General features: G+C 44.2%; 25 protein-coding genes. 22 read left to right on the top strand and 3 right to left on the bottom strand.

Going from position 1 to position 24,904, the window contains the following annotated elements; translation table 11 throughout:
• Window positions 1–671 precede the first annotated feature (671 nt).
• The 4 genes from nirB (at window position 672) to cobA (ending at window position 5,577) form a co-directional block, all read left to right on the top strand.
• The gene (gene nirB, locus AB6D58_RS15205) at window positions 672–3,245 is read left to right on the top strand and encodes a nitrite reductase large subunit NirB (RefSeq protein WP_372157684.1); all 2,574 of its coding nucleotides are present in this window, start codon (window positions 672–674) and stop codon (window positions 3,243–3,245) included.
• A gap of 15 nt (window positions 3,246–3,260) precedes the next feature.
• Complete coding sequence (nirD, locus tag AB6D58_RS15200; protein ID WP_017062559.1) at window positions 3,261–3,584, top strand: nitrite reductase small subunit NirD; 324 nt, start codon at window positions 3,261–3,263, stop codon at window positions 3,582–3,584.
• Between the two features lie 123 nt (window positions 3,585–3,707).
• A complete protein-coding gene (locus AB6D58_RS15195) occupies window positions 3,708–4,523 on the top strand; it encodes a formate/nitrite transporter family protein (RefSeq protein WP_017062558.1) in 816 nt (271 codons plus the stop codon).
• A 277-nt stretch (window positions 4,524–4,800) separates the two neighbouring features.
• Complete coding sequence (cobA, locus tag AB6D58_RS15190; RefSeq protein WP_372157682.1) at window positions 4,801–5,577, top strand: uroporphyrinogen-III C-methyltransferase; 777 nt, start codon at window positions 4,801–4,803, stop codon at window positions 5,575–5,577.
• Window positions 5,578–5,628: 51 nt separating this feature from the next.
• Here the strand turns inward: cobA and AB6D58_RS15185 are convergent, their stop codons facing one another.
• Window positions 5,629–6,126 (bottom strand): DUF4174 domain-containing protein, encoded by a 498-nt coding sequence (locus AB6D58_RS15185; RefSeq protein ID WP_050546503.1) that lies wholly within the window; start codon window positions 6,124–6,126, stop codon window positions 5,629–5,631.
• Between the two features lie 323 nt (window positions 6,127–6,449).
• Between AB6D58_RS15185 and AB6D58_RS15180 the strand changes: the two genes are divergently transcribed.
• The 3 genes from AB6D58_RS15180 to AB6D58_RS15170 all read left to right on the top strand — a co-directional run bounded on the left by AB6D58_RS15180 (window position 6,450) and on the right by AB6D58_RS15170 (window position 9,051).
• The gene (locus AB6D58_RS15180; RefSeq protein WP_010429860.1) at window positions 6,450–6,923 is read left to right on the top strand and encodes an NYN domain-containing protein; all 474 of its coding nucleotides are present in this window, start codon (window positions 6,450–6,452) and stop codon (window positions 6,921–6,923) included.
• A gap of 80 nt (window positions 6,924–7,003) precedes the next feature.
• Window positions 7,004–7,669 carry a response regulator transcription factor gene (locus tag AB6D58_RS15175; protein ID WP_372157679.1) on the top strand — a complete coding sequence of 222 codons (666 nt, stop codon included), beginning with the start codon at window positions 7,004–7,006 and terminating at the stop codon, window positions 7,667–7,669.
• Window positions 7,666–9,051, top strand: a complete 1,386-nt coding sequence (locus AB6D58_RS15170; protein WP_372157676.1) for a histidine kinase sensor domain-containing protein — start codon at window positions 7,666–7,668, stop codon at window positions 9,049–9,051. Before AB6D58_RS15175 ends, AB6D58_RS15170 begins: the two co-directional genes overlap by 4 nt.
• Before the next feature lie 184 nt (window positions 9,052–9,235).
• Here the strand turns inward: AB6D58_RS15170 and AB6D58_RS15165 are convergent, their stop codons facing one another.
• The gene (locus AB6D58_RS15165) at window positions 9,236–10,540 is read right to left on the bottom strand and encodes a dicarboxylate/amino acid:cation symporter (RefSeq protein WP_017062553.1); all 1,305 of its coding nucleotides are present in this window, start codon (window positions 10,538–10,540) and stop codon (window positions 9,236–9,238) included.
• Window positions 10,541–11,099: 559 nt separating this feature from the next.
• Here AB6D58_RS15165 and AB6D58_RS15160 point away from each other — a divergent pair.
• The 7 genes from AB6D58_RS15160 to AB6D58_RS15130 all read left to right on the top strand — a co-directional run bounded on the left by AB6D58_RS15160 (window position 11,100) and on the right by AB6D58_RS15130 (window position 18,309).
• Window positions 11,100–13,196: a TonB-dependent siderophore receptor gene (locus AB6D58_RS15160; RefSeq protein WP_104216031.1), complete on the top strand. Its 2,097-nt coding sequence runs from the start codon at window positions 11,100–11,102 to the stop codon at window positions 13,194–13,196.
• A 193-nt stretch (window positions 13,197–13,389) separates the two neighbouring features.
• Window positions 13,390–14,157: a DUF3450 domain-containing protein gene (locus AB6D58_RS15155; protein ID WP_017062550.1), complete on the top strand. Its 768-nt coding sequence runs from the start codon at window positions 13,390–13,392 to the stop codon at window positions 14,155–14,157.
• Window positions 14,157–15,533, top strand: coding sequence for a MotA/TolQ/ExbB proton channel family protein (locus tag AB6D58_RS15150; protein WP_102394360.1), 1,377 nt, complete (start codon window positions 14,157–14,159; stop codon window positions 15,531–15,533). Before AB6D58_RS15155 ends, AB6D58_RS15150 begins: the two co-directional genes overlap by 1 nt.
• On the top strand, window positions 15,533–16,093 hold the full coding sequence (locus AB6D58_RS15145) for a MotA/TolQ/ExbB proton channel family protein (RefSeq protein ID WP_010429842.1): 561 nt from the start codon (window positions 15,533–15,535) through the stop codon (window positions 16,091–16,093). Before AB6D58_RS15150 ends, AB6D58_RS15145 begins: the two co-directional genes overlap by 1 nt.
• Window positions 16,090–16,494: a biopolymer transporter ExbD gene (locus tag AB6D58_RS15140; RefSeq protein WP_004739212.1), complete on the top strand. Its 405-nt coding sequence runs from the start codon at window positions 16,090–16,092 to the stop codon at window positions 16,492–16,494. The genes AB6D58_RS15145 and AB6D58_RS15140 overlap by 4 nt, the downstream gene beginning before the upstream one ends.
• Before the next feature lie 19 nt (window positions 16,495–16,513).
• Entirely contained in the window at window positions 16,514–17,134 is a 621-nt protein-coding gene (locus tag AB6D58_RS15135; RefSeq protein ID WP_102394361.1) for an energy transducer TonB, read from the top strand.
• Window positions 17,131–18,309, top strand: a complete 1,179-nt coding sequence (locus AB6D58_RS15130) for a lipopolysaccharide assembly protein LapB (RefSeq protein ID WP_102320786.1) — start codon at window positions 17,131–17,133, stop codon at window positions 18,307–18,309. The genes AB6D58_RS15135 and AB6D58_RS15130 overlap by 4 nt, the downstream gene beginning before the upstream one ends.
• Before the next feature lie 129 nt (window positions 18,310–18,438).
• Here the strand turns inward: AB6D58_RS15130 and AB6D58_RS15125 are convergent, their stop codons facing one another.
• On the bottom strand, window positions 18,439–18,759 hold the full coding sequence (locus AB6D58_RS15125) for a hypothetical protein (RefSeq protein ID WP_017067850.1): 321 nt from the start codon (window positions 18,757–18,759) through the stop codon (window positions 18,439–18,441).
• A 343-nt stretch (window positions 18,760–19,102) separates the two neighbouring features.
• Between AB6D58_RS15125 and AB6D58_RS15120 the strand changes: the two genes are divergently transcribed.
• The 8 genes from AB6D58_RS15120 (at window position 19,103) to AB6D58_RS15085 (ending at window position 24,903) form a co-directional block, all read left to right on the top strand.
• On the top strand, window positions 19,103–19,732 hold the full coding sequence (locus AB6D58_RS15120; RefSeq protein ID WP_017062546.1) for a PepSY-associated TM helix domain-containing protein: 630 nt from the start codon (window positions 19,103–19,105) through the stop codon (window positions 19,730–19,732).
• A gap of 71 nt (window positions 19,733–19,803) precedes the next feature.
• Window positions 19,804–20,322, top strand: coding sequence for a DUF2271 domain-containing protein (locus AB6D58_RS15115; protein WP_017062545.1), 519 nt, complete (start codon window positions 19,804–19,806; stop codon window positions 20,320–20,322).
• Between the two features lie 138 nt (window positions 20,323–20,460).
• Entirely contained in the window at window positions 20,461–21,297 is an 837-nt protein-coding gene (locus AB6D58_RS15110) for a DUF4198 domain-containing protein (protein ID WP_017062544.1), read from the top strand.
• Window positions 21,298–21,413: 116 nt separating this feature from the next.
• The gene (locus AB6D58_RS15105) at window positions 21,414–21,749 is read left to right on the top strand and encodes a hypothetical protein (protein ID WP_102320787.1); all 336 of its coding nucleotides are present in this window, start codon (window positions 21,414–21,416) and stop codon (window positions 21,747–21,749) included.
• Entirely contained in the window at window positions 21,746–22,342 is a 597-nt protein-coding gene (locus AB6D58_RS15100; protein WP_102320788.1) for a DUF6162 family protein, read from the top strand. Before AB6D58_RS15105 ends, AB6D58_RS15100 begins: the two co-directional genes overlap by 4 nt.
• Before the next feature lie 16 nt (window positions 22,343–22,358).
• Complete coding sequence (locus AB6D58_RS15095; protein WP_017062541.1) at window positions 22,359–23,294, top strand: metal ABC transporter solute-binding protein, Zn/Mn family; 936 nt, start codon at window positions 22,359–22,361, stop codon at window positions 23,292–23,294.
• Window positions 23,294–24,028: a metal ABC transporter ATP-binding protein gene (locus AB6D58_RS15090; protein WP_017064556.1), complete on the top strand. Its 735-nt coding sequence runs from the start codon at window positions 23,294–23,296 to the stop codon at window positions 24,026–24,028. The genes AB6D58_RS15095 and AB6D58_RS15090 overlap by 1 nt, the downstream gene beginning before the upstream one ends.
• Entirely contained in the window at window positions 24,028–24,903 is an 876-nt protein-coding gene (locus AB6D58_RS15085) for a metal ABC transporter permease (protein ID WP_017070974.1), read from the top strand. Before AB6D58_RS15090 ends, AB6D58_RS15085 begins: the two co-directional genes overlap by 1 nt.
• Window position 24,904 lies beyond the last annotated feature (1 nt).

Here is a 24,904-nt window from a genome sequence, read left to right as displayed (position 1 = left end):
TATGCAGCGGATTGCAAATCCGTGGACCTCGGTTCGACTCCGGGAGGCGCCTCCACTATTCAAAGTTGAAAGGCCAGCAGAAATGCTGGCCTTTTTGCTATCTGAAATTCTAAACCCTCATGCTATGTTCAAACTTCCACGTATGCTCTCTAATCAGTAGCACCACTAGGAACAAGCTATATCAGATCACTTTTGTGCCGGTCTTTTCCTTATGTAAACCTATCATTTGCTAAACAACCAACAGCATCTGTTAACCAATTGCGCCGTTTGTGAGTGGAATGAGTGGGGAATGGAAAAGGGCGACTGTCTTTTGCGTCATTAAATTCTTCATATTTATACATAGTTGCTCATGATCCTGTAACGCTTTCATGAGTTATTACACTTATTATGACCACAAATGAAAATGATTGTCATTTACTTGTGTTACTGCTAACCTATTGTGAAACTTTACAACATCTTATCTACTGCACGAAAGTGTATATAAAACCCCGCTAAACCTTATTAAACCTACGGTTATTAGTTTGCTTCGTATGATAAATCAGCAGATCTACCTCTTTTGTCCTACCCCTTTAGGGTAGTTCGATTTCGTAATTGATTTACATCATATTTTCATTTTCTTTCATAATTCATTATTCGCTCAGTTAAGAAATATATAACCTTCAGGAATTCTTATGAGCAAGATGAAGCTAGTCGTAATCGGTAACGGGATGGTCGGCCATCGCTATATCGAAGATTTAGTCGAGAAGACAGACGTTGCTAACATGGACATCACAGTCTTCTGTGAAGAGCCTCGCGTAGCCTATGATCGTGTACACCTTTCTTCTTACTTTTCACACCATACTGCGGACGAACTTTCTTTAGTTAAAGAAGGCTTCTACGAGAAACACGGCATCAACATGCTGATCGGTGAGCGTGCTATTAACGTTAACCGTGAAAAGAAAACAGTTTACTCAAGTACTGGTCGTGAAATTCAATACGACAAGCTAATCCTTGCTACAGGTTCATACCCATTCGTTCCGCCAATCAAAGGTAACGAAGGTAAAGACTGTTTCGTTTACCGCACAATCGAAGACTTGAAAGCTATCGAAGCAACCGCTAAGAATTCTAAATCTGGTGTGGTTGTTGGTGGTGGTTTGCTTGGTCTTGAAGCTGCAGGCGCACTAAAAGCTCTTGGTGTAACCACGCACGTTGTTGAGTTTGCTCCAAAGCTAATGGCTGAGCAGCTTGACCAAGCGGGTGGTAACCAACTTCGTCAAAAAATCGAACGTATGGGCGTTAACGTACATACAAGTAAGAACACGCTTGAGATTGCTCCTGAAGGCACTGAAGCTCGTAACGTAATGCGCTTTGCAGACGGTACAGAGCTAGAAACTGATTTCATCGTATTCTCTGCTGGTATTCGCCCACAAGACAAACTTGCTCGTCAAATGGGGCTGGGTATTGCACCACGTGGCGGTATCGAGATTAATGATCACTGTCAAACGACAGACAAAGACATCTACGCAATCGGTGAGTGTGCGTCTTGGAACCAAACGTTCTACGGCCTAGTGGCTCCAGGTTACAAAATGGCAACGGTAGCGGTTGACCACGTTGTTGGTAACGAAAGCACATTTGAAGGTGCTGACATGTCTGCGAAGCTTAAGCTTTTGGGCGTGAAAGTAGGCTCTATCGGCGATGCGAACGGTCGTACTCCTGGCTGTAAGAGCTACGTTTACCAAAACGAAGAACAAGAAGTTTACAAGCGTCTAATCGTTTCTGAAGACAACAAGAAGCTGCTTGGTGCAGTAATGGTTGGTGACACCTCTGACTACGGTGATCTTCTACAGCTTATGCTGAACGAAATCGACCTACCAGAACACCCAGATGCATTGATTCTTCCTGCTCATGCTGGTGCTGAAAAGCCAACACTTGGCGCGGATTCTCTTCCTGAGTCTGCTGTTATCTGTTCTTGTTTCGATGTGACTAAAGGCAAGATCGCTCAAGCGGTTGCTGAAGGTCACCACACAATCGGTGATATCAAAGCAGTAACAGGCGCAGGTACTGGTTGTGGTGGTTGTATTCCACTAGTGACTTCAGTACTAAACGCTGAACTTGCTAAAGCTGGTGTTGAAGTGAAGAACGACGTGTGTGAGCACTTTGCATACTCTCGCCAAGAGCTTTTCCACCTAATTCGCATCGAAGAAATCAAAACGTTCGATGAGCTATTAGAGAAATATGGTAAAGGCTACGGCTGTGAAGTATGTAAGCCTCTAGCAGGTTCTATCCTTGCTTCTTGCTGGGGTGAACACATCCTTAAGCCTGAATTAGTGAAGCTGCACGATACCAACGACAACTTCCTAGGTAACATGCAAAAAGACGGTACTTACTCTGTAATCCCTCGTATGGCGGGTGGTGAAGTAACACCTCAAGCACTAAGCGTACTTGCTGATGTTGCTGCTGAATACAACTTGTACACCAAGATCACAGGTGCACAACGTATCGGCCTATTTGGTGCTCAGAAAGATGACTTACCAGCAATCTGGAAGAAGTTAATCGCTGCAGGTTACGAAACGGGTCAAGCTTACGCAAAAGCACTTCGTATGGCGAAAACATGTGTAGGTTCTACTTGGTGTCGTTACGGCGTTCAAGATTCAGTTGGCCTAGGCGTGATGATCGAGAACCGTTACAAAGGCATCCGTACTCCTCATAAGATGAAGTTTGGTGTGTCTGGCTGTACTCGTGAGTGTGCTGAAGCTCAAGGTAAAGATTTAGGTATTATTGCGACTGACGCAGGTTGGAACATGTATGTATGTGGTAACGGTGGTATGAAACCTCGTCACGCAGACTTACTGGCAAGCGACCTAGACCGAGAAACGCTAATCAAGTACATCGACCGTTTCATGATGTTCTACATCCGCACGGCTGCGCCACTACAACGTACTTCGGTATGGATGGACAACCTAGAAGGTGGTGTTGATTACCTACGTGAAGTGATTGTAGACAACAAGCTTGGTATCAATGACCAACTTGAAACTGACATTGCTGGCCTAGTTGATAACTTCGCTTGTGAATGGACAGATACAATCAACGACGAAGCTCAACTTAAGCGCTTTGCACACTTCATCAATGCTGATGACCGCGATGATAACGTTGTGTTTGTTGAAGATGGTCGTGAACAACACCGTCCTGCGACATTCACTGAGAAACACCCTGAAGCCATTACTTCAAAGCATCAGGGCGACATCATTCACGTAGAATCTGTTTAATTGGGAGACGACATCATGGCATTTACCAAAGTTTGTAAGATCGAAGACATTATCCCAGGTACAGGTGTTTGTGCGTTGGTTAGTGGTGAGCAAGTGGCTATCTTCCGCCCAACTGAGGCTGAAGAAGTATTCGCGATTAGCAACACAGACCCATACTTCCAATCTAACGTGCTATCACGTGGTTTGATTGTTGAGCACAAAGAAGAGCTTTGGGTAGCAAGCCCACTTAAGAAGCAACGCTTTAACCTAGCAACAGGTGTGTGCATGGAAGACGAGAACTTCAACGTGAAAGCGTACAAAGCTCGTGTTGCCAAAGGCGCTGTAGAAATCTCTGCTTAATCTTTGGATGAGTAAGATTTGATAGTTCAAGGGTTCTAGTTCTCGATATTGCCTTAACTCGGCAACTAGAGCCTTTTCCTATCCAATTTTAACTTTTAATTTAAACTTTTTAAGGACAACCTTATGTCTCCTGATTACAAACCAGCTGAATTCGTTCAAACGATGATTGATGTGGGTGAAGCGAAAACGAAAACAAGTACTCGCGATCTTCTGATTCGAAGCACTATGGCTGGTATCATCCTTTCTCTAGCGGTTGTTGTTGCTATTACAGCAATGGTTCAAACCGGTATTGGCCTTGTTGGCGCACTTGTGTTCCCAGTTGGCTTCGTCATTCTAAGTGTAATGGGTTATGACCTAGTAACTGGCGTATTCGGCCTTGCACCTTTAGCGAAATTCGACAACCGCCCAGGTATTACTTGGGGTCGTATCCTACGTTGTTGGGGTATTGTTGGTCTTGGTAACCTTATCGGTTCTTTGATTGTTGCTTTCCTTGTTGCAGTATCACTAACGGGTAACTTCTCTTTAGAACCAAACGCTGTTGCTCAAAAGTTCATTGCTGTTTCTACAGGTCGTAGCCTAGGTTTTGAAAACATGGGTATGGACGGATGGATCACGTGTTTCGTACGCGGTATCTTCTGTAACCTTATGGTATGTCTAGGTGTGATTGGCAACATGACTGCACGCACAGTATCTGGCCGTGTAGCAATGATGTGGTTCCCAATCTTCATCTTCTTCGCACTCGTATTTGAGCACACAGTGGTAAACATGTTCCTATTCCCACTAGGTATGATTCTTGGCGCTGATTTTGGTATCGCGACATGGTTGAACTTCAACCTTATCCCAACAATCCTAGGTAACATCGTTGGTGGTCTATTAATGACGTGTGTTCCTCTATACCTAACTCATGCTAAAACTGCGCCTTCTCTAGGTGCTAAGTAATCCTCAGTAGGGTGAAACGTAATTTAGTATGAGATTAAGAGCCCCAACAACATGTTTGGGGCTTTTTTAGTTCGAAAGCCCTTATATCATTGCGCAAATTACTCGCAATAGACTGTTTTGTTATAATTACTTCTATCTTCGTTAGTATTTAGACTGAATATTTATATCAACACCTGATAGTCTAAGGGTTAAGGATTTGGATAAGTCATCATGAATACAGTGACTTATCACATAGATTTAAGCTTGAGATAAAACAAGCAAACCTTCGGAGCAAAGCATGTCAGAAGTATCGCCATCGAATGTTAAAACAGGAAACACAGGATTTGTTTCATTAGTAGGTGCAGGTCCGGGCGACCCAGACTTACTTACGTTAAAAGCGGCACGAGTGATTCAACAAGCAGACGTGTTGGTTTATGACCGTTTGGTATCAAAGGATATCTTGGCGATGGCTAATCCAGAAGCGGAAATGTTGTATGTGGGCAAAAAGCTCGATCATCACTGCGTACCGCAAGATCAGATCAACCAACTATTAGTGACCAAAGCTCAAGAGAACAAACACGTAGTGCGTCTAAAAGGTGGTGACTCGTTTATCTTTGGTCGTGGTGGTGAAGAGTGTGAAACGCTAGCTGAGAATGACGTGAGATTTGAAGTGATTCCGGGCATCACAGCTGCTGCCGGAGCAACGGCTTATGCGGGCATTCCGTTGACGCACCGTGATCATGCACAAAGCGTGCAGTTTATTACAGGTCACTTGAAGAAAGATGGCGAAGATATTGACTGGCAATCTCTTGCTCAGCACAACCATACCATCGTGTTTTACATGGGCTTGAAAGAGAGTCCGAACATTCAGAAGAATCTACGCGATAATGGTATGCGAGCTGACATGCCAGTTGCGATCATCGAAAACGGTACACGCCAAGAACAAAAGGTGTTTAGAGGTGGGTTACGTGATTTAGCTGACCTTGCGAGCGTCGCAAAGAGCCCAGCGCTGATTGTTGTAGGCAGCGTGGCTCAGCTCCATGAAAAACTTGCTTGGTTTAACAAACAAGCTTGATCGTTTGACCTTCTAATTGGCTCTCTAAGCCACTACTGAGTCCATCAAGAATCAAATACTGCAGCGGCTGCCTTGTCGCTGCATTTCTTGTTGGCGCATCGGCATTTCGTCAATGATATTGGTGATCTGTTTCCAATCTGTTTTGCCACTCCATCGGTGCTTCTCTTTCCCGTCTTTACCAATCAAAACAGCGGTATGTGATCCTTTCGGGATCTCGTAAATACTGGTGACTGCTTCTAAGTTAAACTCTTCTTCTAACCAAGTTGGGACTGTGTAACCACTCTCAGCAATAACCATAATGACGACATCTCGTTCGTCCAATTGACAGTTATTGAGCAACACTTCATTCAGAAACTCTTTAACGATTGAATCTTCCTTTGGAGCGAAATAAATCACACTGCGGTGTGGCAAAGGCTTTGAGTGAGAATAAGCGGGGTAGGCGAGTACTGAATTGATGGTTAAGCTCATGATTATTACCGTGCTGATGGTCAGTAGTTTAAGCAAACTAAACCAGCTACCAGAGTTTGATGGTTGATTTAAAGTTTGCATCGCTTTGGTTGTGTCGATGCTTACGATCGAATTGTGTGTTTGTCGGTGCAGCATTGCCAACCTCCCTTTAAAAACTCTAAGCCTGAGTACGATTTGAACGCTACGTAAAGAAGAAGGTGAAGATCAGAACCACCTAAGAAACGCTCAAAACAAATCCACTTACAATAAGCATAGTTAGGATTACGTAAAGACACTTAGCTTTACGCTAAAGATATTAGATTTACGTTAACGATAGCTGGCAGGTTCATTTTTATTGAGTAAAGCGACTCGCATTTTACAATTGAATAGAATAGGGTATACGGAAAATCTAAAGGTATGAATTTATGGAAAACATAGCAATTTTGGTCGACGTTCAGAACGTTTACTACACGACGCGCGACAAATACCGTTCTAACTTCGACTATAACCAGTTTTGGTATGTTGCCACGGAAGGGCGTAACGTTATTGCAGCTAATGCTTACGCAATCTCAAGCCAAGATCCAAAGCAGCGTCAATTTCATCATATCCTTCGTGGTGTGGGCTTTAATGTGAAGTTAAAGCCGTTTATTCAGCGTCGAGATGGCAGTGCAAAAGGCGATTGGGATGTGGGTATTGCGTTAGACGCGATAGAACTTGCTGAGACGGTTGATACGATTGTTTTGGTATCAGGAGACGGTGATTTCGAAATCCTTGTAGAGCGAATCAAAGAGCGCTTTGGCAAGCCTGTTGAAGTGTATGGTGTTCCCGGGTTAACTGCTCAAAATCTTATCGATTCTGCATCAAAATTTGTACCGATTGAAAAAGATTTTCTTCTATAGAGGAAATCGGGCACTTTATAATTGAAATCAATAATAACGATAATTAGAATGCAAACAGTTCTTATTTATCGGTATGTGTAATGTCTCGCGTTTTAGTTGTTGATGATGATATTCAGTTGTGTGAATTACTGGGTGAAGTGTTAGAAAATGAGGGGTATCACGTTGATACTGTTCATTGCGGTGAATCCGCGCTTAAGTTTATTCAATCTCACCCTGTCGATTTGGTTCTACTCGATGTAATGCTTCCGAACCTAAGCGGCATTCAAGTAGCAAGACGTATTTGTCAGCGTTTTGCTACTCCCATTCTTATGCTAACCGCGCTTAACGACGATGCCTCAATGCTCGATGGCTACCAAGCAGGCGCCGACCAGTACATCGCTAAACCTTTCAATGTTCCTGAACTCTTAACCCGTATTAAGGTGATCTTGCGCCGAGTGGGTTTTGAACGCCAAAGACAATCTTTAGCTTCCTCTAATCACGGCTTGTGTGAACAACTCTCTCGTTTGCCATTAACTGGCACTGAAAAAGACTTGCTTGATTATTTGGTCAAAAATGACGGTATTGTCGTCTCAAAATCTGATCTGCAAATCCATGTACTCAAGAAAGAATTGTGTCCCTTCGATCGTAATTTAGATATGCATATCAGCAATATACGTAGAAAGCTCGTTCAGGCAGGTTTGTCTAAACAACATATAAAAACCGTTCGTGGTAAAGGTTACAGTTACCTAGAGTCGGTCGGAGCATGAGTAAAAAACTGCTGCGTTGCCCTGATTTTATTGCTAAGCGTAAAGACGGACTCACTTTCCAACTGTTCAGTTACCTGACCGTCATTTTGGTGAGTATTTTGATCCTGCAAGGTGTCGCTGAAAGAGCCTTGATGAAAGCGCTGCTTAAAGTCCCAGAATCGGTAAAAGCGGAAATGCTCGACCTTGCTTACCAAGCGAATGTGTTGATCGAAGAAGGGGACATGGATGAACTCGCGGACTGGGGTAATGCTCAGCAGTATTATCTGTTCGTCATTGATAAAGACAATCGTCCGATCACACATCGTCACATGCACCCACATTTTGAGTTTAAGCTCAAATACTTAAGAACGTTAGATCACCAACTTAGTGATCGTGTGAGTAAGCCGATCTTCGGCCTACCACTGGATAACGGTAAAACACTGGTTATCCAACTACCGCACCAGTTTCATCCCGCAAAATCTTTTGCGCCATATTCCTATATGCTTAAAGCATTGATTGCATTGGTCGTATTGTCTCTGTTCTCGATTATCATGGCCAAAAGCCTTCAGCAACCGTTGGACCGATTGAGAGAAGCGAGCCGCAGACTGGCTCAAGGTGACTTTACGGTCAGTGTGGTGTCGGAGTTGAACTCCACCACGCGTGAATTCAACGAGCTTGCACATGATTTTGATCATATGACCTTTGAGATTAAATCTCTGGCTGAAAAGCAACGTCGTTTGATTCGTGATGTCTCACACGAGTTAAGAACACCATTAGCAAGGCAAAACCTCGCACTACACCTGCTGCGCAGCAAGGTTGATGATAAAAGCATTGGTTTGCTAGAACGAATGGAAAATGAAACAGAAGAGATGAACAAGCTGGTGGGTGAGATACTTGAATTTAGCCGTTTAGAAACCTCTCGCTATGACTCCAAGTTAAGCTTAATGCACCTTGAGCACTATTGTTCAATGTTGATCGCGCAGATGCAAAACGATTTAAAACCGAATCAAACTTTGATTGGTTCCCTTGAGACGCCGACATCAATGGTGAACGTGGATGAGAGGTTACTGCTTCGAGTCATTGGCAACTTGGTCGGAAATGCCATTAAATACGCGGGTGAGAACGCTCATGTTGTCGTGACGACATGTGAACAGGTCATAGATAAACGTTACAGTGTCATATCTGTAGAAGATGACGGTGATGGCATTCCTGATAACAAGATTGCAGGTATATTCGACCCGTTTACACGAATAGAATCAGCCAGAGACAAACAATCTGGCGGTTACGGTCTAGGCCTTGCGATTGTTAAAGAAGCGATGGGTGTGATGAATGGACATGTGACCGCTGAGAATAGAGAAGGTGGTGGACTGAGAGTGAACTTGATGTTCCCAATCGGTGATTAGCTTTCCCTATTGATAATTACCTTAAATTGATAACTGTCCCAACTCAGTAGTACTGACTTAAGCGATACCCAATAAAAACGCCACTGCATCTGCAGTGGCGTTTTTCTTTATGCGCTTTGGTATGGGCTAGGCGTAGCCATTAATTACGCCTGAGCTTGAAGACAAGAGCATAAGATAAGCGAGACTATGCCTGTTGGCGAGCTAGCTTAACTTCTTCTTCTTTCTCACCTGCTGCTGGGTCGTTGAAGCGAGACTCGTCTAGAGCGCCTTCAGACTTAGCAACGATGATAGATACGGCACTATCACCTGTGATGTTTACAGCGGTACGAATCATATCAAGAAGGCGGTCAACACCCATGATTAGAGCAATACCTTCAAGCGGCAGGCCAACTTGGTTCAATACCATCGCTAGCATAACAAGACCAACACCAGGGACACCTGCAGTACCAACAGACGCCAGTGTCGCCGTTAGGATAACCATTAGGTAATCACCCATTGAAAGGTCGATGTTGTACGCTTGCGCGATAAACGCCGTCGCAACACCTTGCATGATTGCAGTGCCGTCCATGTTCACAGTTGCACCTAGTGGTACTGTGAAAGAAGCGACTTTGTTGTCTACGCCCATACGGTTCTTAGCCGTTTCCATAGTTACTGGAATTGTTGCGTTCGAAGATGCTGTTGAGAATGCAAACATGATTGCATCTTCCATCTTACGTAGGAACGTAATCGGACTAAGACCTGTGAATCCTTTAAGCATCGCACTGTAAGTCACCAAGCCATGCAACAGCAGAGTACCAGCAAGCACTAAGAAGTATTCTGCTAGGTTCCAAATTGCACCTAAGCCAAGGCCAGAGAACAGTTTCGCCATCAAGAAGAATACGCCGTAAGGAGCAAGGTTCATTAGTAGCGCAACTAGCTTCATGATCACTTCGTTTAGATCAGAGAAAACTGCAGCGATACGTTCACCGGGTTTGCCCGCTGCACTGATTGCGATACCAAACAACACTGCAAATACGATAACTTGTAACGTTTTGCCCTCAGCCATCGCCTGAATAGGGTTGGTTGGGAACATGTCGATGATTACTTGGCCCAGAGAAGGGGCATCCGCTGATTTGAAAGAGCTCGCAGCAGTAAGATCCGCACCAGCTCCAGGTTGGAACAGGTTACCGATAGTTAATGCTAGAGTGATGGCAACGGCAGTAGTACCGATATAAAGTGCAAGCGTTTTGCCACCCATACGGCCAAGAGTTGATAAGTCTTTAAGAGAACTTGTACCGCACACTAGTGAAACGAAGACTAGAGGCACAACAAGCATTTTTAAACTGGCGACAAAGATTTGTCCGCCCACTTCAAAGAGTCCGTTAACGATGTAGTTGTTAACAAATCCGTTGTCTGCAAAAAGGGATTGAATGGCGAATCCCGTTAATATACCTACGACCATACCGAGGATTACTCGACCAGTCAGAGACATAGGTTTCTTGGTATTCATTTAGAACACTCCTTATTATTTATAACTTTGATACCTTTTCAAAGTGAGCAGGAGATTAGCAGTCGGATAATCAATTCGAAAAACAAAAAATGAGTTTGGAATTATAGATGTGATCAAAATCACTGATAATTGTGTAAATCAAACAAATAAAAACAAAATAATTCACTATTAATTTACATCCATCGAGGGTTTTATACATAAATTTGTCGTTTCAAAGGTAGTAAATAAGAAGAGATGATTTTCTTATCAATCTTCACGTCTTCAATTGACTGAACAAATACCGTTGTTTCAAAAAATTCGGTGAAGATAACCAGTCGATTTACGTCCATGAGCCTTAACTATTTGTATTGAATGGTTTTGTTGAACTCCTCAAATATGACTCACCGACAGGCCTTTACAAAACTTTACGAATGCAAAGAATGTAAATTTAATGCAAATGGTAATGGTTATCACTTATATTCACTCCCGAAATAATTCAGTGGTACCGGCAACGGTTCAGCGAACACATCGAATAAATAACAAAGTGTTCGTCTAAAAGAATAAAAGCGGAGTAAAGGACATGTTTTCAAAGAGCCCATTGGCTTTAGTGATCGGCGCAGTATTAGCTTCACCAGCAGTATTGGCAGAAACAGTAAAAACAGACGAGCATATGGTTGTTGAAGGTCGTGACTACGGTTATAAAGCCGACACGAACACAACAGCAATGCGCATGGAGGCGACTCAATTAGAGACTCCGGGACAAGTTTCAGTAATCGATGAGCAAATCATCGATGAACAGCGTGCAACAACGCTTGGTGACGTGCTTAAGAATGACGCGAGTGTAAGTGCTGGCGGTACAAGTCGTAACCGTGAACGTTTCTCTCTACGTGGTTTCTCGGTAGAAAGCTCTTCGGGCTTCCTTAAAAATGGCCAGCAACATTGGTCTCACTACCGTCAACCAATTGAACTGCTAGAGCGTGTTGAAGTACTTAAAGGGCCTTCTGGTCTTCTTTACGGTATTTCTGCACCAGGTGGTTTGATCAACATGGTAAGCAAAAAACCAACTTACGATACGCAAGTAAGTGTTAGCCAAGATATTGGTTCTAATGACCATTCTCGTACAACGGTAGACGTAAGTGGCGCTTTGAACGACGCTGAAACTCTACGTGGTCGCGCGATTCTATCTAAAGAAAGCTACGGCTCTTGGAGAACTTACGGTGACGGAACTGAACCACAAACAGAACGTTTTGTTGGTGGTGTATTCGTTGATTACGATGTAACTGAAGACGTAATGGTTTCTGTTCACTACGATAAGACCAACGACGAAGGCAGCGTAGATTCTGGTGCACTATACACACTAGACGGCAACCGAGTAGGTAGCGACAAGCACATCTGGGATGCACAGTGGTCACAGATCGAGAATGATGTTGAGAACGTTGGTTTTGATATTGCTGCTAACCTGACTGATACATGGTCATTAAAAACAGGTTTCAACTACCAAGATTTCGAACGTATTGATATGGAAAGCTACCCAAGCTTTTCAAATATGAATCCTGATGGTACGGGCACCGTGACTCAAGGCGGTAACTACCGTCATGATAAATGGCGTTTCAGAACGGCTTACGTTGATCTAACAACAACCGCTGATCTTGCGGGCACAGAGCACCAACTATTATTCGGTGCTAACTGGTTAGGCTACAGCTATTACCGTGGTATGGATCGCTTCAGCAGCGCTGAATACGTACCAGATGCAACAGTACCAGCGCCGTCAGTGGGTCCAACATCGCTAGGTAAGATGAGTACTTACGATACTTGGGGCTTCTACATCCAAGATTTGATTACTATTAATGATGAATGGCAAGTTCTTGCGGGTGCTCGTTTCGACCGTAAAGTAAGTGATGGCGTAGCAGAAGAAAATGTAGCGCCTAAGCTTGGCCTGATTTACCACCCAGCATCAAACGGTAGTATCTACGCTTCTTACTCTGAAAGTTTCGAACCACAAGGTGTTGTGTCTAGCGGAAGCCGCAACTACACCAACGATGGCGAACTTCTTGACGCAGCAACGGGCGTGTCTTACGAAGTCGGTACTAAGTGGGAACTGATGGACGAACGTCTATTCGTTTCTGGTGCGGTATTCGATATTACCCAAGAAAACATTTCAATGGATGTAGAAGACACTTCATCAGGCGATTGGACGAAGACACAAGGTGGCGAACAAGTTCACCGTGGTGCTGAGCTAGCCGCACAAGGCTTTATTTCAGAGCGCTTCTCAATGTCTGGTTCTGCAATGTACTTAGATGCTGAAATCACGAACCATGAAACATATGAAGGTAACCGTCCAGTAGACGTACCTGAGTTTGCAGCAAGCGTTTGGTCTACCTATGCAGCAACAAACGAAGTTGATGTGAACCTGGGTCTTATCTACGAAGGTTCTCGTTACGGCGATAGCGCGAACACATTCAAGAAAGACGGCTACGCACGTGTAGATATGGGTGCTGCATACACGCTTAAGTACGACGATTCTCTTGATTTCGTAGCGCGTCTAACAGTCGAGAACGTATTTGATAAAGAATACCTAGCGGGTGGCGGTTCAACATCTTCAAACCACCAATTTGCTGAAGACGTAGTAATCGGCGAAGGCCGTAACTACATGGCGACTTTACAGGTAAAATACTAATTTGTTAGTAGGGTACTATTGTTAGCCTAAATACTAAGGGGAAAGTTTCGGCTTTCTCCTTTCGTGATTCTGCTATTCAGTAAAATATCCCTAGTAATGCGAGTGACTTTTAATGATAATGAGAGTGCTTATCAATAATAGTATTTATCAATAAAATGTATTTGACCTTCTTCTATAGTAAATGACTACAATTATGAATCTTTTAAAAACTAGCCTAGCGCTTGCCATCAGTTTGGTTGCAACGTCTTCTATGGCAAACAGCTTGGATCAAGCTCAATCAATTCAAAACAAGACCAATAACGCGTCGGCTTCGAGCCAAAAGGTTATTGATAAAAGCTCACAAGCGACTTTAATGCTGCAAGCTGAGATTGAGCGTCTGCAAGAAGAAGTTAAAAACCTAGAAATCTATCACGATCACCTTGCTGCATTAGTTGAGAGCCAAAACCAAGAAGCTCAAAGCATTGAAGAGCAGATCGAAGAAATCAAATACACACGCCAAGGTGTTGTGCCATTGATGTATCAAATGATCGATGGTCTTGAACAGTTGGTAGAGAAAGACGTGCCGATTAAGAAAGAACAGCGTCTAGAAAGAGTAGAAAAGCTACAAGCAATGATGACTCGTGCTGATGTGAGTGATGCTGAGAAGTATCGTCGTATCCTGGAAGCTTACCAAATCGAGATGGACTACGGCATCAAGCTCGGTGCTTACCAAGGCCGCGTTGCATTGAGCAACGACAGAACGATTGAAGCTGACGTGTTGCACCTAGGTCGTATCTCTTTGGTGGCTCGTAACCTAAATGGCAGCCAATATTGGTCTTGGAATCAAACACAAAATCAGTGGCAAGAGCTAGATTCTTCAATGAAATCTGAGCTAGATAAAGCTTACGACATTGCAAGCCAACAAGCGGCGCCAAGCCTAATTACTTTACCTGTTTCTTTAACTGTTGCGGAGGTTAAGTAATGAACTTAAAGCCATTAGCAGCATTGCTTTGCATTACGTCACTTTCATTTTCAGCTTTCTCTGCATCAGATACGACGGCTCAGCTAGTTAATAAAGCAAAATCAGAGAGTCGAACTCAAGCTTCTCACAACGTAGTGCGTGAAGCTGATTTCAAAAAGACAGAACAAGAACTGAAAGCGATCAAAGCTCAGCTTGAAGCGAAGCGTACGTCTATCCAAGGTGCGACAGATGTTCTGACTCAAACGTTCAGTGATAACGAAAACAAGCTTGCTCGCTTAGAAGAGAAGCTGCGTTTAGAAACCGGTAGCTTAGGCGAGCTGTTCGGTGTCGTTCGTCAAAACGCAAAAGAACTCGGCGCAGAGCTTAGCTCAACCGTGAATAGTGTTGATCGTGCTGAACACACTGCAACTGTTGATCAAATCATTGATGCTAAATCACTGCCTTCAATGCCACAGCTGACCGGTTTGTGGATGAGCATGGTTGAACAGATCCAAGCGAGTTCTGAGCTTAGCAAATCTCAAATTGCATTCATTAATGGTGAAGGCAATACAAACAAGGTTGACGCTTACCGACTAGGTTCGATTGGTCTTGTGACAGAGCAAGGCTATGTTAACTGGAACACTCAGCGTGAAGATGCGATCGCTTATCTTAAGCAACCACAAAATGGTCCAACGTTAGCGTCACTTTCTTCGTTAGCGAATGGTGAAGTATCTAACGTGGTTGTCGATCCTTCTCGCGGGTTTATGCTAGAGCAATTAGCACTTACGCCAAGTTTAACTGACCGTCTACAAGCGGGTGGTGTGGTTGGTAAAGTGATTCTTGGCCTACTAGCTATTGGTCTAATCATCGCATTAGTTCGTGGTGTCTCTCTTGCTATCGCACGCCAGAAAATTCGCGCGCAACTTAAGAACCCTGAGCAAGCGGGTGATAACCCACTAGGTCGTGTTCTTGCGATGTACAACAAGGAACAAAACCAAACGGTTGAAGCGTTAGAGTTGCGACTTTTAGAAGCGGTAGTTGATGAGCAGACTCACCTAGAGAAAGGTCTATCGATGCTTAAGCTATTGGCGGCACTAGCACCAATGTTGGGCCTTTTAGGTACAGTAACCGGCATGATCGAAACATTCCAAGTGATCACTCAGTTTGGTAATGGCGACCCTAAAGTTATGGCGGGTGGTATCTCGATGGCGCTTGTAACTACGGTACTTGGTCTGGTTGCGGCAATGCCTCTTCTACTGGCACACAACATTCTTAGCACTCAAGCAGAAAACATTCGCAATATTCTTGAGAAGCAAGGTATTGGTCTTGTTGCTGAGCAGGCTGAAAAGACCGTTGAATCAAACGCTGTTGTTTCACCAGTTGGGACTGCTGCGTAATGGATATTTTGTCGGGTTCTCTATTACCAGCGAGTTGGTTAACGAGTGACTGGCTGCTGTCTTTATCAAGCTTTATGGAGCAGGGCGGTTTCGTCCTGTGGTGGCTAGCGGCTGTCGTCCTAGTGTATTGGGTGCTTGTGGTAGAACGTGTGCTTTATCTTGCGTTCTACTTTCCTAAGCAACGCCAAGCTTGGATAGCGAAATGGCATGAAAGAGAAGATCACTCTTCTTGGCATGCCAAAGCCATTCGTGAAGGTTGGTTAGGGCAAGCGAGTATCTTGCTTAACCAAAACTTGAATTTTATTAAGCTGTTAGTCGCTATTTGCCCGATGTTGGGCTTGCTAGGCACTGTAACCGGTATGATCTCTGTTTTTGATGTTATGGCGACACAAGGCAGCAGTGACCCTAAATTGATGGCTTCAGGTATCTCGTTAGCAACACTGCCAACCATGGCAGGCATGGTTGCAGCGTTAGCGGGCATGTTCGTTCACGCTCGCTTAGCGAAAGTATGTAACCGCTTAGAATTGAAATTAGAAAAATCTTTAAGGAGTCAACGATGAGACTCGGTCGACGTCATTCTAAAAACGAAGAGGCTCAAATAGACCTTACTTCGATGCTTGATATTGTCTTTATCATGCTTATTTTCTTTATTGTGACCAGTTCATTTGTTCGTGAGTCAGGGGTGGAAGTCAATCGCCCACAAGCTTCTAACGTAGTAAGCCAAAAGGATGCAGGCATCTTTGTTGCGATTACTTCTGCAAACGACATTTTCATCGACAAGCGTGTCGTAGATGTTGAACGTGTCCAAGCGACGTTAGAGCACTTGTTGCTAGAACAACCTGATGCTTCTTTGGTTATTCAAGCGGATGAACACGCTTACAACGGTACTGTTGTTAAAGTGATGGATGCCGCGAAAGGTGCAGGTGTTAAAAACATTGCGCTTGCTGCTGATAAGCGATGATCTTGGAGGATCTTCATAAATGATTCGCCTATTTCTTGCTTTACCGCTAGCGGGTGCATTGGGCTTAGCTCTGTTTTCTTTTATGGCTTGGATGGTCGATAATGGTCACCAACGTTCACCAGACAACAGTGAAACGTTAAGTTTCAACATGGTAATGGTGGAACAAGAACAAGAAATCCAAAGAAGACAACGTGCAGTTCCTGAAAAACCAGAAATGCCAGAGCCGCCACCGGAAGCGCAAACGTCTCAGTCACAAGCTGAAGTTACGCCTCTGAATTCGATGTCTTCATTACCTTCTTTGGATTTGAATACATCCATTGACGGCCTAGCGATTAACGCGCCGACATTTTCTGATTTTGGGTCAAACCAACAAGCAATGCCTCTGTATCGAGTAGAACCTCGTTACCCACCTAAAGCGCTGAAGCGTGGAGCTGAAGGCCATGTGATAATGTCTTTTACCATCGACGAAACGGGACGCCCAATTGACATTCAAGTCACTGACGCAAACCCACGTCGTATGTTTGAACGTGAAGCGATGAGAGCACTTAAAAAATGGAAATATCAACCGAAAGTCGTCGATGGAAAAGCGATAGCTCAGGTTGGTCAAACCGTGAAACTAGAGTTTAAGTTGGCAAAATGATGAAACATATATGGATATTAGTGGGCTTGTTGTTAATGCCCCTTACAACACAGGCACAAGAGCTAACCCAATATACTGCTATTCGTGTTCAAAAGGCGCATAAGCTTGCTCAAGATGAACAGGTTAAACAGGCCATTGACGTACTAGCAGGTTTAGAGCTTTCTAAGGGCTACGACAAAGCGTACGTAGCTCGTATGCTAGGTGTTTTTTACTGGCAAGATGGCAAAACCGATAAGGCGATTAAGCAGCTTACATACGCCGTCGATACCAATTTGCTGGTGGATGAACAAGCTTGGATAACGAAGCGTATGCTTGCGGATCTGTTATTAAACGATCAACAGTTCAAAAACGCGCTTCCACATTACTACGAGTTAGTAAAAACAGCGCCAGAGGCAGAAAAGAAAGACGTGCTTTGGATGCGAATTGCACAAGCGGAATACCAAATCGAAAACTGGTCGAAAGTCCTAGTGGCCATCGGTAATCACGACAAGTTCAATTCAAAACCAGAGTTATCACCTCTATCGCTAAAACTGGGCGCACAGCTTCAGTTAAAGCAGTGGAAACAGTCGATTCCTACACTGGAAAGCTTGATTGAACTTCAACCCGAGAAAGATAACTGGTGGCGTCAACTGGTTGGTATTCAACTTAGGTTAGATCGTAATCGTGATGCATTGAACACGTTAGCACTGGCTGATCTACAAGGTGTTGAGCTGAAGAACTCAGATCGCCGCTTGTTAGCGCAGCTTTACGCGAAACGTGGCATTCCAGAGCGCGCAGCACAAGAAATTAGTAAGTTAGATGATGCGAACAGCGATGTTCAACTTCTGGCTGAGCAAGCAACCTACTGGCAGTTAGCGAAAGAGTGGGACAGTGCTATTGAAGTGTGGACGTTAGCGTCTAGAAAAGACACGCAATATCATTGGAATGTGGCTCAGTTACTGGTTCAACAAGGTTACTACGATCGTGCTCTGGTTGTTTTGGATAAAGTGAAAGACAAGAACAAGCAAGCTGATGTTGCTTTAGCGAAAGTACGTTCATGGTACAAGCTAAAGAATCTTGATAATGCTCTTGCTCAAGCGAAACGTGCGAACAACATTGAGCCTTCTTCTGAGGCAAAAGGTTGGATTAAATATCTGACTCAGCTAAGAACAGTGAGTGATAACGGCAACGTCTAACTGCGAATAGCACAATAGAAGACAAGAGAAAGTAATATAGAGAAAAGGGTGTCATTTGATGGTTCAAATGACACCCTTTTTAATTTTGGCGGTTAAAGCTTTTTGAACTTTATCGTTCCAATGCGGCAGTTAAGGCTCGCACATCGTGCCGCTGGACGTAGCACTTTGAATCACGCCGCTGGTATCAGCAACCCAATTAATGGTGCAGTCACGATAAGGGTTTTTGAATGCGTGTACTGTATAACCATTGTCTAACGGTTTCTTGGTTTCAATCCAAGCATAGTTTCGAGACGCCCAAAAACTGATAGGGCGTGACCGTTCGGTGAGATAACGTTCTTGTACATCGGTTATGTCTGAACCGATGTATTCTTGAATATGTTCTTCCGTGCTGATTATTTGGCTGGTGCACGCCGTCACTAGCGCAGCAAAAGCCAAAACAAAAATACGCATTTCAAATCCTTTTAAGCTTCATTAGCTATCATCAAACCAGTGATCAAATAGTCCCAACTTTCTATCCTTAAAGCTACGACTGTTACCTTAAACCCATCTCAATCAAGCATGTTGAGATTGAGCTTTTTTGAGCTTTGACCCTGTTATCAATAACCTCTAATAAAACGAATCAAATCCCTTTAGTACACGTTAGCAAGAATATGCATACAGTTCGATTACTTCCCATGTAATGTTATGTAAATTTCCTTACGCCACTCGGCAAACGTAAACAATGTAAATTGAATGCCAATACGAATGATTATCAACTAAATTGTCGTCATAAAATTTATAGGTATTGGTTTGTATGTCGTTAAAAAGTAGGGCGGTTCAGTCATGGGCTCGTCGACTTCATGTTTATATTTCTATGGCGCTTCTGTTCGTGGTTCTTTTTTTCTCAGTAACCGGTATCACCCTGAACCGACCTGAGTTATTTGAATCAAGCCAACCCAATATCCAACGCTCTACGCTAACGCTTCCTACAAGTTTATTTACGGTTCAAGACGGACGTTTAAAAGCTGACGAGACAGCCTTTGAAACGTTTCTGTTCGAAGAAGCCAACCTCTCCGGCGTTCCTTCTGGTTTGGACATCTATGCAGAGATTGAAGATGGTGAGTTGCTCATCGGTGAGGTATCTATGGACTTCAAAGGACCCGGCTACAACGCTTCCGTTTTTGTTGACGTTACGTCTGAGTTTGTAGAAGTCGAAACCACTAATTACGGCGTTATCGCATTGTTGAACGATCTGCATAAAGGTCGTAACAGCGGTGAAGTATGGAAATGGTTTATCGATATCACTGCGCTATTGATGATCTTCTTTGTGCTTACTGGCGTGTGCTTACTGTTACCTAAGAAAAAGACGCTTAATACTTCCATCAAATGGACGGTGTTTGGGTCTGCAATCTCATTGGTTATCTATTTTGTCGCCGTGCCTTAACGCTTGATTCGATTGATGAATCGGATTGAAGAGCGAACTTAAGGTTAAACGGATTTAAAAGGTTGTTAAAAATGAAAAAAATGAACTGGAGCAAGGCGCTTCTTGCTTTATCTCTTTTGCCAAGCCTAGGTATGGCACAAGCGATTCCTGATACGGCAAAACTGGATGTCAGCTTTGAGCTTCCAAAGATTGATACCTCTATGTATGCACGTCCTTATGTGGCGGTGTGGGTAGAGAATAGCGAACGAAAGTCAGTGAAAACCATCGAGCTTTGGGTCGGTAAAGACGAATGGCTTAAGGATCTGCGCAGCTGGTGGAGAAAGGTTGGCCGTTACGATCGTGAACTGGTTGATGCTGTGACGTCTGCAACACGTCCTGCTGGCCAGTACCGTTTCGTGTGGGATGGTAAGAGCGACAGCGGTGAAACGTTAGAACAAGGCGAGTACACGGTTCATATCGAAGTGGTTCGTGAACACGGTGGCCGTAATTACCTTCGCCAAAAAGTATCACTCGCAGATTCAAACATATCTTACGAATTAAAAGCAACGGAAGAGACGGGTGAAATCACCCTGAACTACATCGCTAAATAGTAAGTGCGAACAGTAACTAGTAAGTGCGAACAGTAACTAGTAAGTACGAACTAAAACCAAGCTGAACAGAATAGACAGTGGTCATCGTAGGCTCAGATAGAGCGACACGGCTAACAATTATAAATAATGGAATTGAACATGATGAAACAGACAAAAATCAAAGCACTTGCTCTAGCGGGTGTGATGGCATTCGGCCTAGCAGCAACGACAACGGCACAAGCTCACCCACGTTGGATTTTGCCATCTCACTTTACTGTATCTAAAGAAGGTGGTGATTGGCTAACGTTCGATGTTACTGCGTCTCACGGTACGTTTGTTTTTGATAAGCCTGCTGGCAGCGAAAATGCTCATGTCATCATGCCAGATGGCCGCAGCGAGCGTCCTAACTTCGTTATTCGTGGCAAGCGTCGTTCAATCTTCGACTTCTATTTTGAAGAAGAAGGTACACACAAAGTGGCGATCAACAACCAGCCGTCTTACTACACGCAATACAAAGCGGGTCGCCGTGACACGGTGAAGTGGATTAAAGCAAACAAAGCTGAGCGTGACTCAGTTCTGCCTGAAAAATCACGTGACGTGGTAACGCAGATCAGCTTCACTCGTGCAGAAAGCTACATCACGGTAGGTAAGCCAACGGATTCAGTGTTCAAAATTGAAGGCAAGCTTCTAGAAATGAAGCCTGTGACACACCCTTCAGATATCGTTGAAGGCGAACCTGTGACATTCCAGTTCTTCTACAACGGTGAAATCCAGAAAGACGTGAAAGCGGAGATTACTCGTGAAGGTACGCTTTACCGCAACCACCAAGAGCAGATTGATGTGGTGAGTGATGAGAACGGTGAAATCACGTTTACTCCAGACGTAGCAGGTCGTTACGTAATGAAAGCGAACTACAAAGGTGAGTTGATTGACAACCCACTGGCAGACAAAGCAAGCGCGAACGTTCACCTAACGTTCGAAGCGCTGCTTCAATAGTCTGTGATATCGGGGCTAGATCCCTGATTAAGAATCAAAAAAACTTAAGGGCTCATTTGAGCCCTTTATCGCTCAGTTTACTTCTGAGAATTTGCACTGTGGCTAGGGTACGAACCATGACAATAAAAACAAAACTTAACGCTTTAATGACTCCTTGCTTAGCATTGGGACTTGGTTTCGCTGCATTACCTGCGCAAGCACACTTTCCACTGATGAGCTGCTGGTTTGAAGGTAAGACTGTTGCTTGTGAAGCGGGTTATTCGGATGGCAGCAAAGCGATTGATTACGCAGTTGAGATGTACGATTACGAAGACAACTTGATTGCAAAAGAGATGACAGATAAACGTTCTATCGTTGAATTCCCACATCCTGACACTGAGTTCTACCTTGTGTTCGATTCAGGTCATGAGTTTCCAGTTGAAGTTGATGTTGTAGAGATCAGTGAAGAATGATGATTCAAAGCGTACGTGCTGATACGGGCGGCAGAGAGGGCAAATGGGTAGGACTGATCATTGTGTTCATCCTTTGCTTTGCAACTGTCGCTATCCCATTTCATCAGGCTGAATCCCACGTTAAAGCAGTGCTTGATCATCAAATTCTAGTGACTGATGTTGAACAAGAAAACTTGGCGATGCTATCAGAGCTGCGTTTAGCGCATGAAGAAATCCGTGACCTGCGCATGGACTCAGATGGTGAATGGCCGAGTGTTGCATCACTTAAAGATGAATGGGTTGCCCCGTTTGTAGAAGATCAGAGTTGGAAGCGCAAAGGTTCTCATGCTTGGGTACTGGACGAGCGTGGTTACTATTTCTCTGCTCTAAGTGAATCTGCGACACCAAGTGAACAAGCTACGCCTACCGATCATGGTTTTGCGGATTCCTTTATTTTAAATGCGAACAGCGTTTCTCCTGAAATCTGGATCTTCTTGGGCGGTGTAGCGAAACAGCCCGCTACTTTTGACCAACACACGCTAGAGTCTACGGGTTGGAAAATGGTCGTGAACGAATCAGAAATTGAAAAGCATCATGAAAGCGATGCTCACTAATAATAAGAGAATTACTATGCGAATTATGACTCTGTTCATGTCGTTATTAGCGGTGTTCATGGCACCCAATGCATTGGCAAAAGAATATAAGATCGACAGCAACAAGCTGACGATTGGTATCACGCTTCAACCTTACTACAGCTACGTAAAAGCAGTAGTAGGCGACAAAGTGAACATCCTTCCTTTGGTTGATGCCGGCTTTAATCCGCATAACTACTTGCCACAACCGAACGACTTGAAGAGATTGAGCCAGATGGACGCCATCGTGGTAAACGGTATTGGTCACGATGACTTCGCGCTTAAAGTGATTTCAGCCGCGCAACGTGATGACCTAGTCGTGATCGAAGCAAACAAAGAAGTGCCTCTACTTCCTGCTCTTGGTCAGTCTGTTGGTCAAGGTGCCGTTAACCCACATACCTTTGTTGGGCTTTCGACAACAATTCAAAAGGTTTACACCATCGCGAGTGAGGTCTCTAAGCTCGACCCTGACAACGCGGCTTTTTATCGTAAGAATGCACGTAAATACGCAAAGCAATTTCGCTTTATGAAGCGCGATGCGATGTTGTCATTAGGTGAGTTAGATACTTCAGGTATGAAGGTCGCGACTACACATAATGCTTATGGCTACATCCTTCAAGAGTTTGGTGTGGATGTTGCGGCAGTAATCGAGCCTGCACACGGTGTTGAACCAAGTGCTAGTCAACTGCAAGAGACGATCGAGAAGATCCGCGCATCAGGCATTGATGTTCTGTTTTACGAGTTAAACATGCCAAACCGTTTTGTTGACACAATTGAAGCGGAAACAGGCGTTCAGCTTTATCGTTTTTCTCACATGACGCACGGTGAATATGAAGACGATAAAGTCGAAGTTGAGATGAAGAAGAACCTAGAGACGTTAATCGAAGCCATGAAATTTGCGGCGGCGAACCAAGCTAAAAGCGGGAACGCATAATGTTAGGTCCATCAATCTCAATTAATAAACTCGGTCTGCAATACGATAACAACGTAATTCTTGATGATATCTCGCTCGAACTTAAAGCGGGCGAGTGTCATGTGATCATGGGGCCAAACGGTGGCGGTAAAACTTCATTACTGCGCTCTGTGCTTGGCCTTACGCCTTTCTCTGGCCAAATCAATATCCACTGGCCAGAAAAGCAGAGTATTGGTTACGTACCTCAAAAAGCGACCTTCGAGTCTAGCTTGCCTTTGACTGTAATGGACTTCGTACTGCTTAACCAAACACGAATCCCATTGTTTTGGCGTCGTAAATCTAAGCAATTGGATCTTGCACTCGCACAATTAGATCGCGTTGGTATGGTTACTCGTAGCGACCGCCGCATGGGACAGTTATCGGGTGGTGAGCAGCAACGCGTGCTGTTTGCCCAAGCGCTATTAGATAACCCAAGTCTACTGGTGTTGGATGAACCAACCACGGGTATGGACGAGCAGGGCGTTCGTTATCTTGAATCGTTAATTCGTGAATGTGTTAGTGAAGGTCGTACGATCCTTGCGGTACACCACGATGTCACGGCAGTGCGTCGACTCGAAGCGAACGTACATGTTGTGAATCGATTCTTGGTTGATAGTGGCCCACACGAACAAGTCTTACACCCAAGTAAAATCGAGAGCCTGTTCCAGCACTACAGCAGTGGCTCTGCGATGACCAAATCGAAGGAGGTTGCGTAATGGATTGGTTACGACAACTAGCCATTAGTGGCGTGGAAGCGGGCTGGTTATCAGACAGTTTCATGTATGCCTTCATGGTCAATGCTTTGGTTGCAGCGTTACTACTTGGTCCTCTGTTAGGTGGTCTGGGTACTTTGGTGATTGCTAAGCGTTTGGCTTTCTTCTCTGAAGCGGTAGGCCACGCGGCATTAACCGGTATCGCTATAGGTGTGTTGCTTGGCGAGCCACCAGAAAACCCAATTATTGGTCTGTTTAGCTTCTGTATGATCTTCGCGCTGCTTCTTCACTTTGTAAGAAACAGAACCAATGTGCCATACGATACTTTAGTTGGCGTTTTCCTTGCTTTAGCACTGGCAGTGGGTGCGGCATTGCTGATGTACGTGGCGCGTAAGATCAACATCCACATGCTTGAGAACGTACTATTTGGTTCGATTTTGACGGTAACAGACCAAGACTTAGCGATTCTCGCAGGCAGCTGCGCGATCATTATTTTGCTCTTGATACCGACGTTCAACCGTATTCTTCTAACCTGTATCAGCCCTGATATTGCCAAGGTTCGTGGTTATAACACCAGTTTCTACGACTACTTGTTTGTCATGATGATCACCTTAGTGACGATTGCAGCGGTGAAGATCGTAGGTGCTGTTCTGGTTGGTGCATTATTGCTGATCCCAGGTGCGACAGCTCGCTTGTTAACTAAACGCATGGGCAGCTTTGTATTGCTGTCGGCATTACTGGCAACAGTCGCGTGTTTAGTTGGAACCGTCTTACCTATGGAATTGAAACTACCAGTACCTTCGGGCGCTTCGATCATCATCGTTTCAGCGACATTTTTCCTAGCGGCAACGCTATACCGGATTATAAGAAAGGCATAAT

Source organism: Vibrio sp. 10N.239.312.D08, assembly GCF_041466145.1.
Taxonomy (GTDB): Bacteria; Pseudomonadota; Gammaproteobacteria; order Enterobacterales; family Vibrionaceae; genus Vibrio; species Vibrio crassostreae_C.
This window is presented reverse-complemented; position numbering and strand designations above follow the sequence as displayed.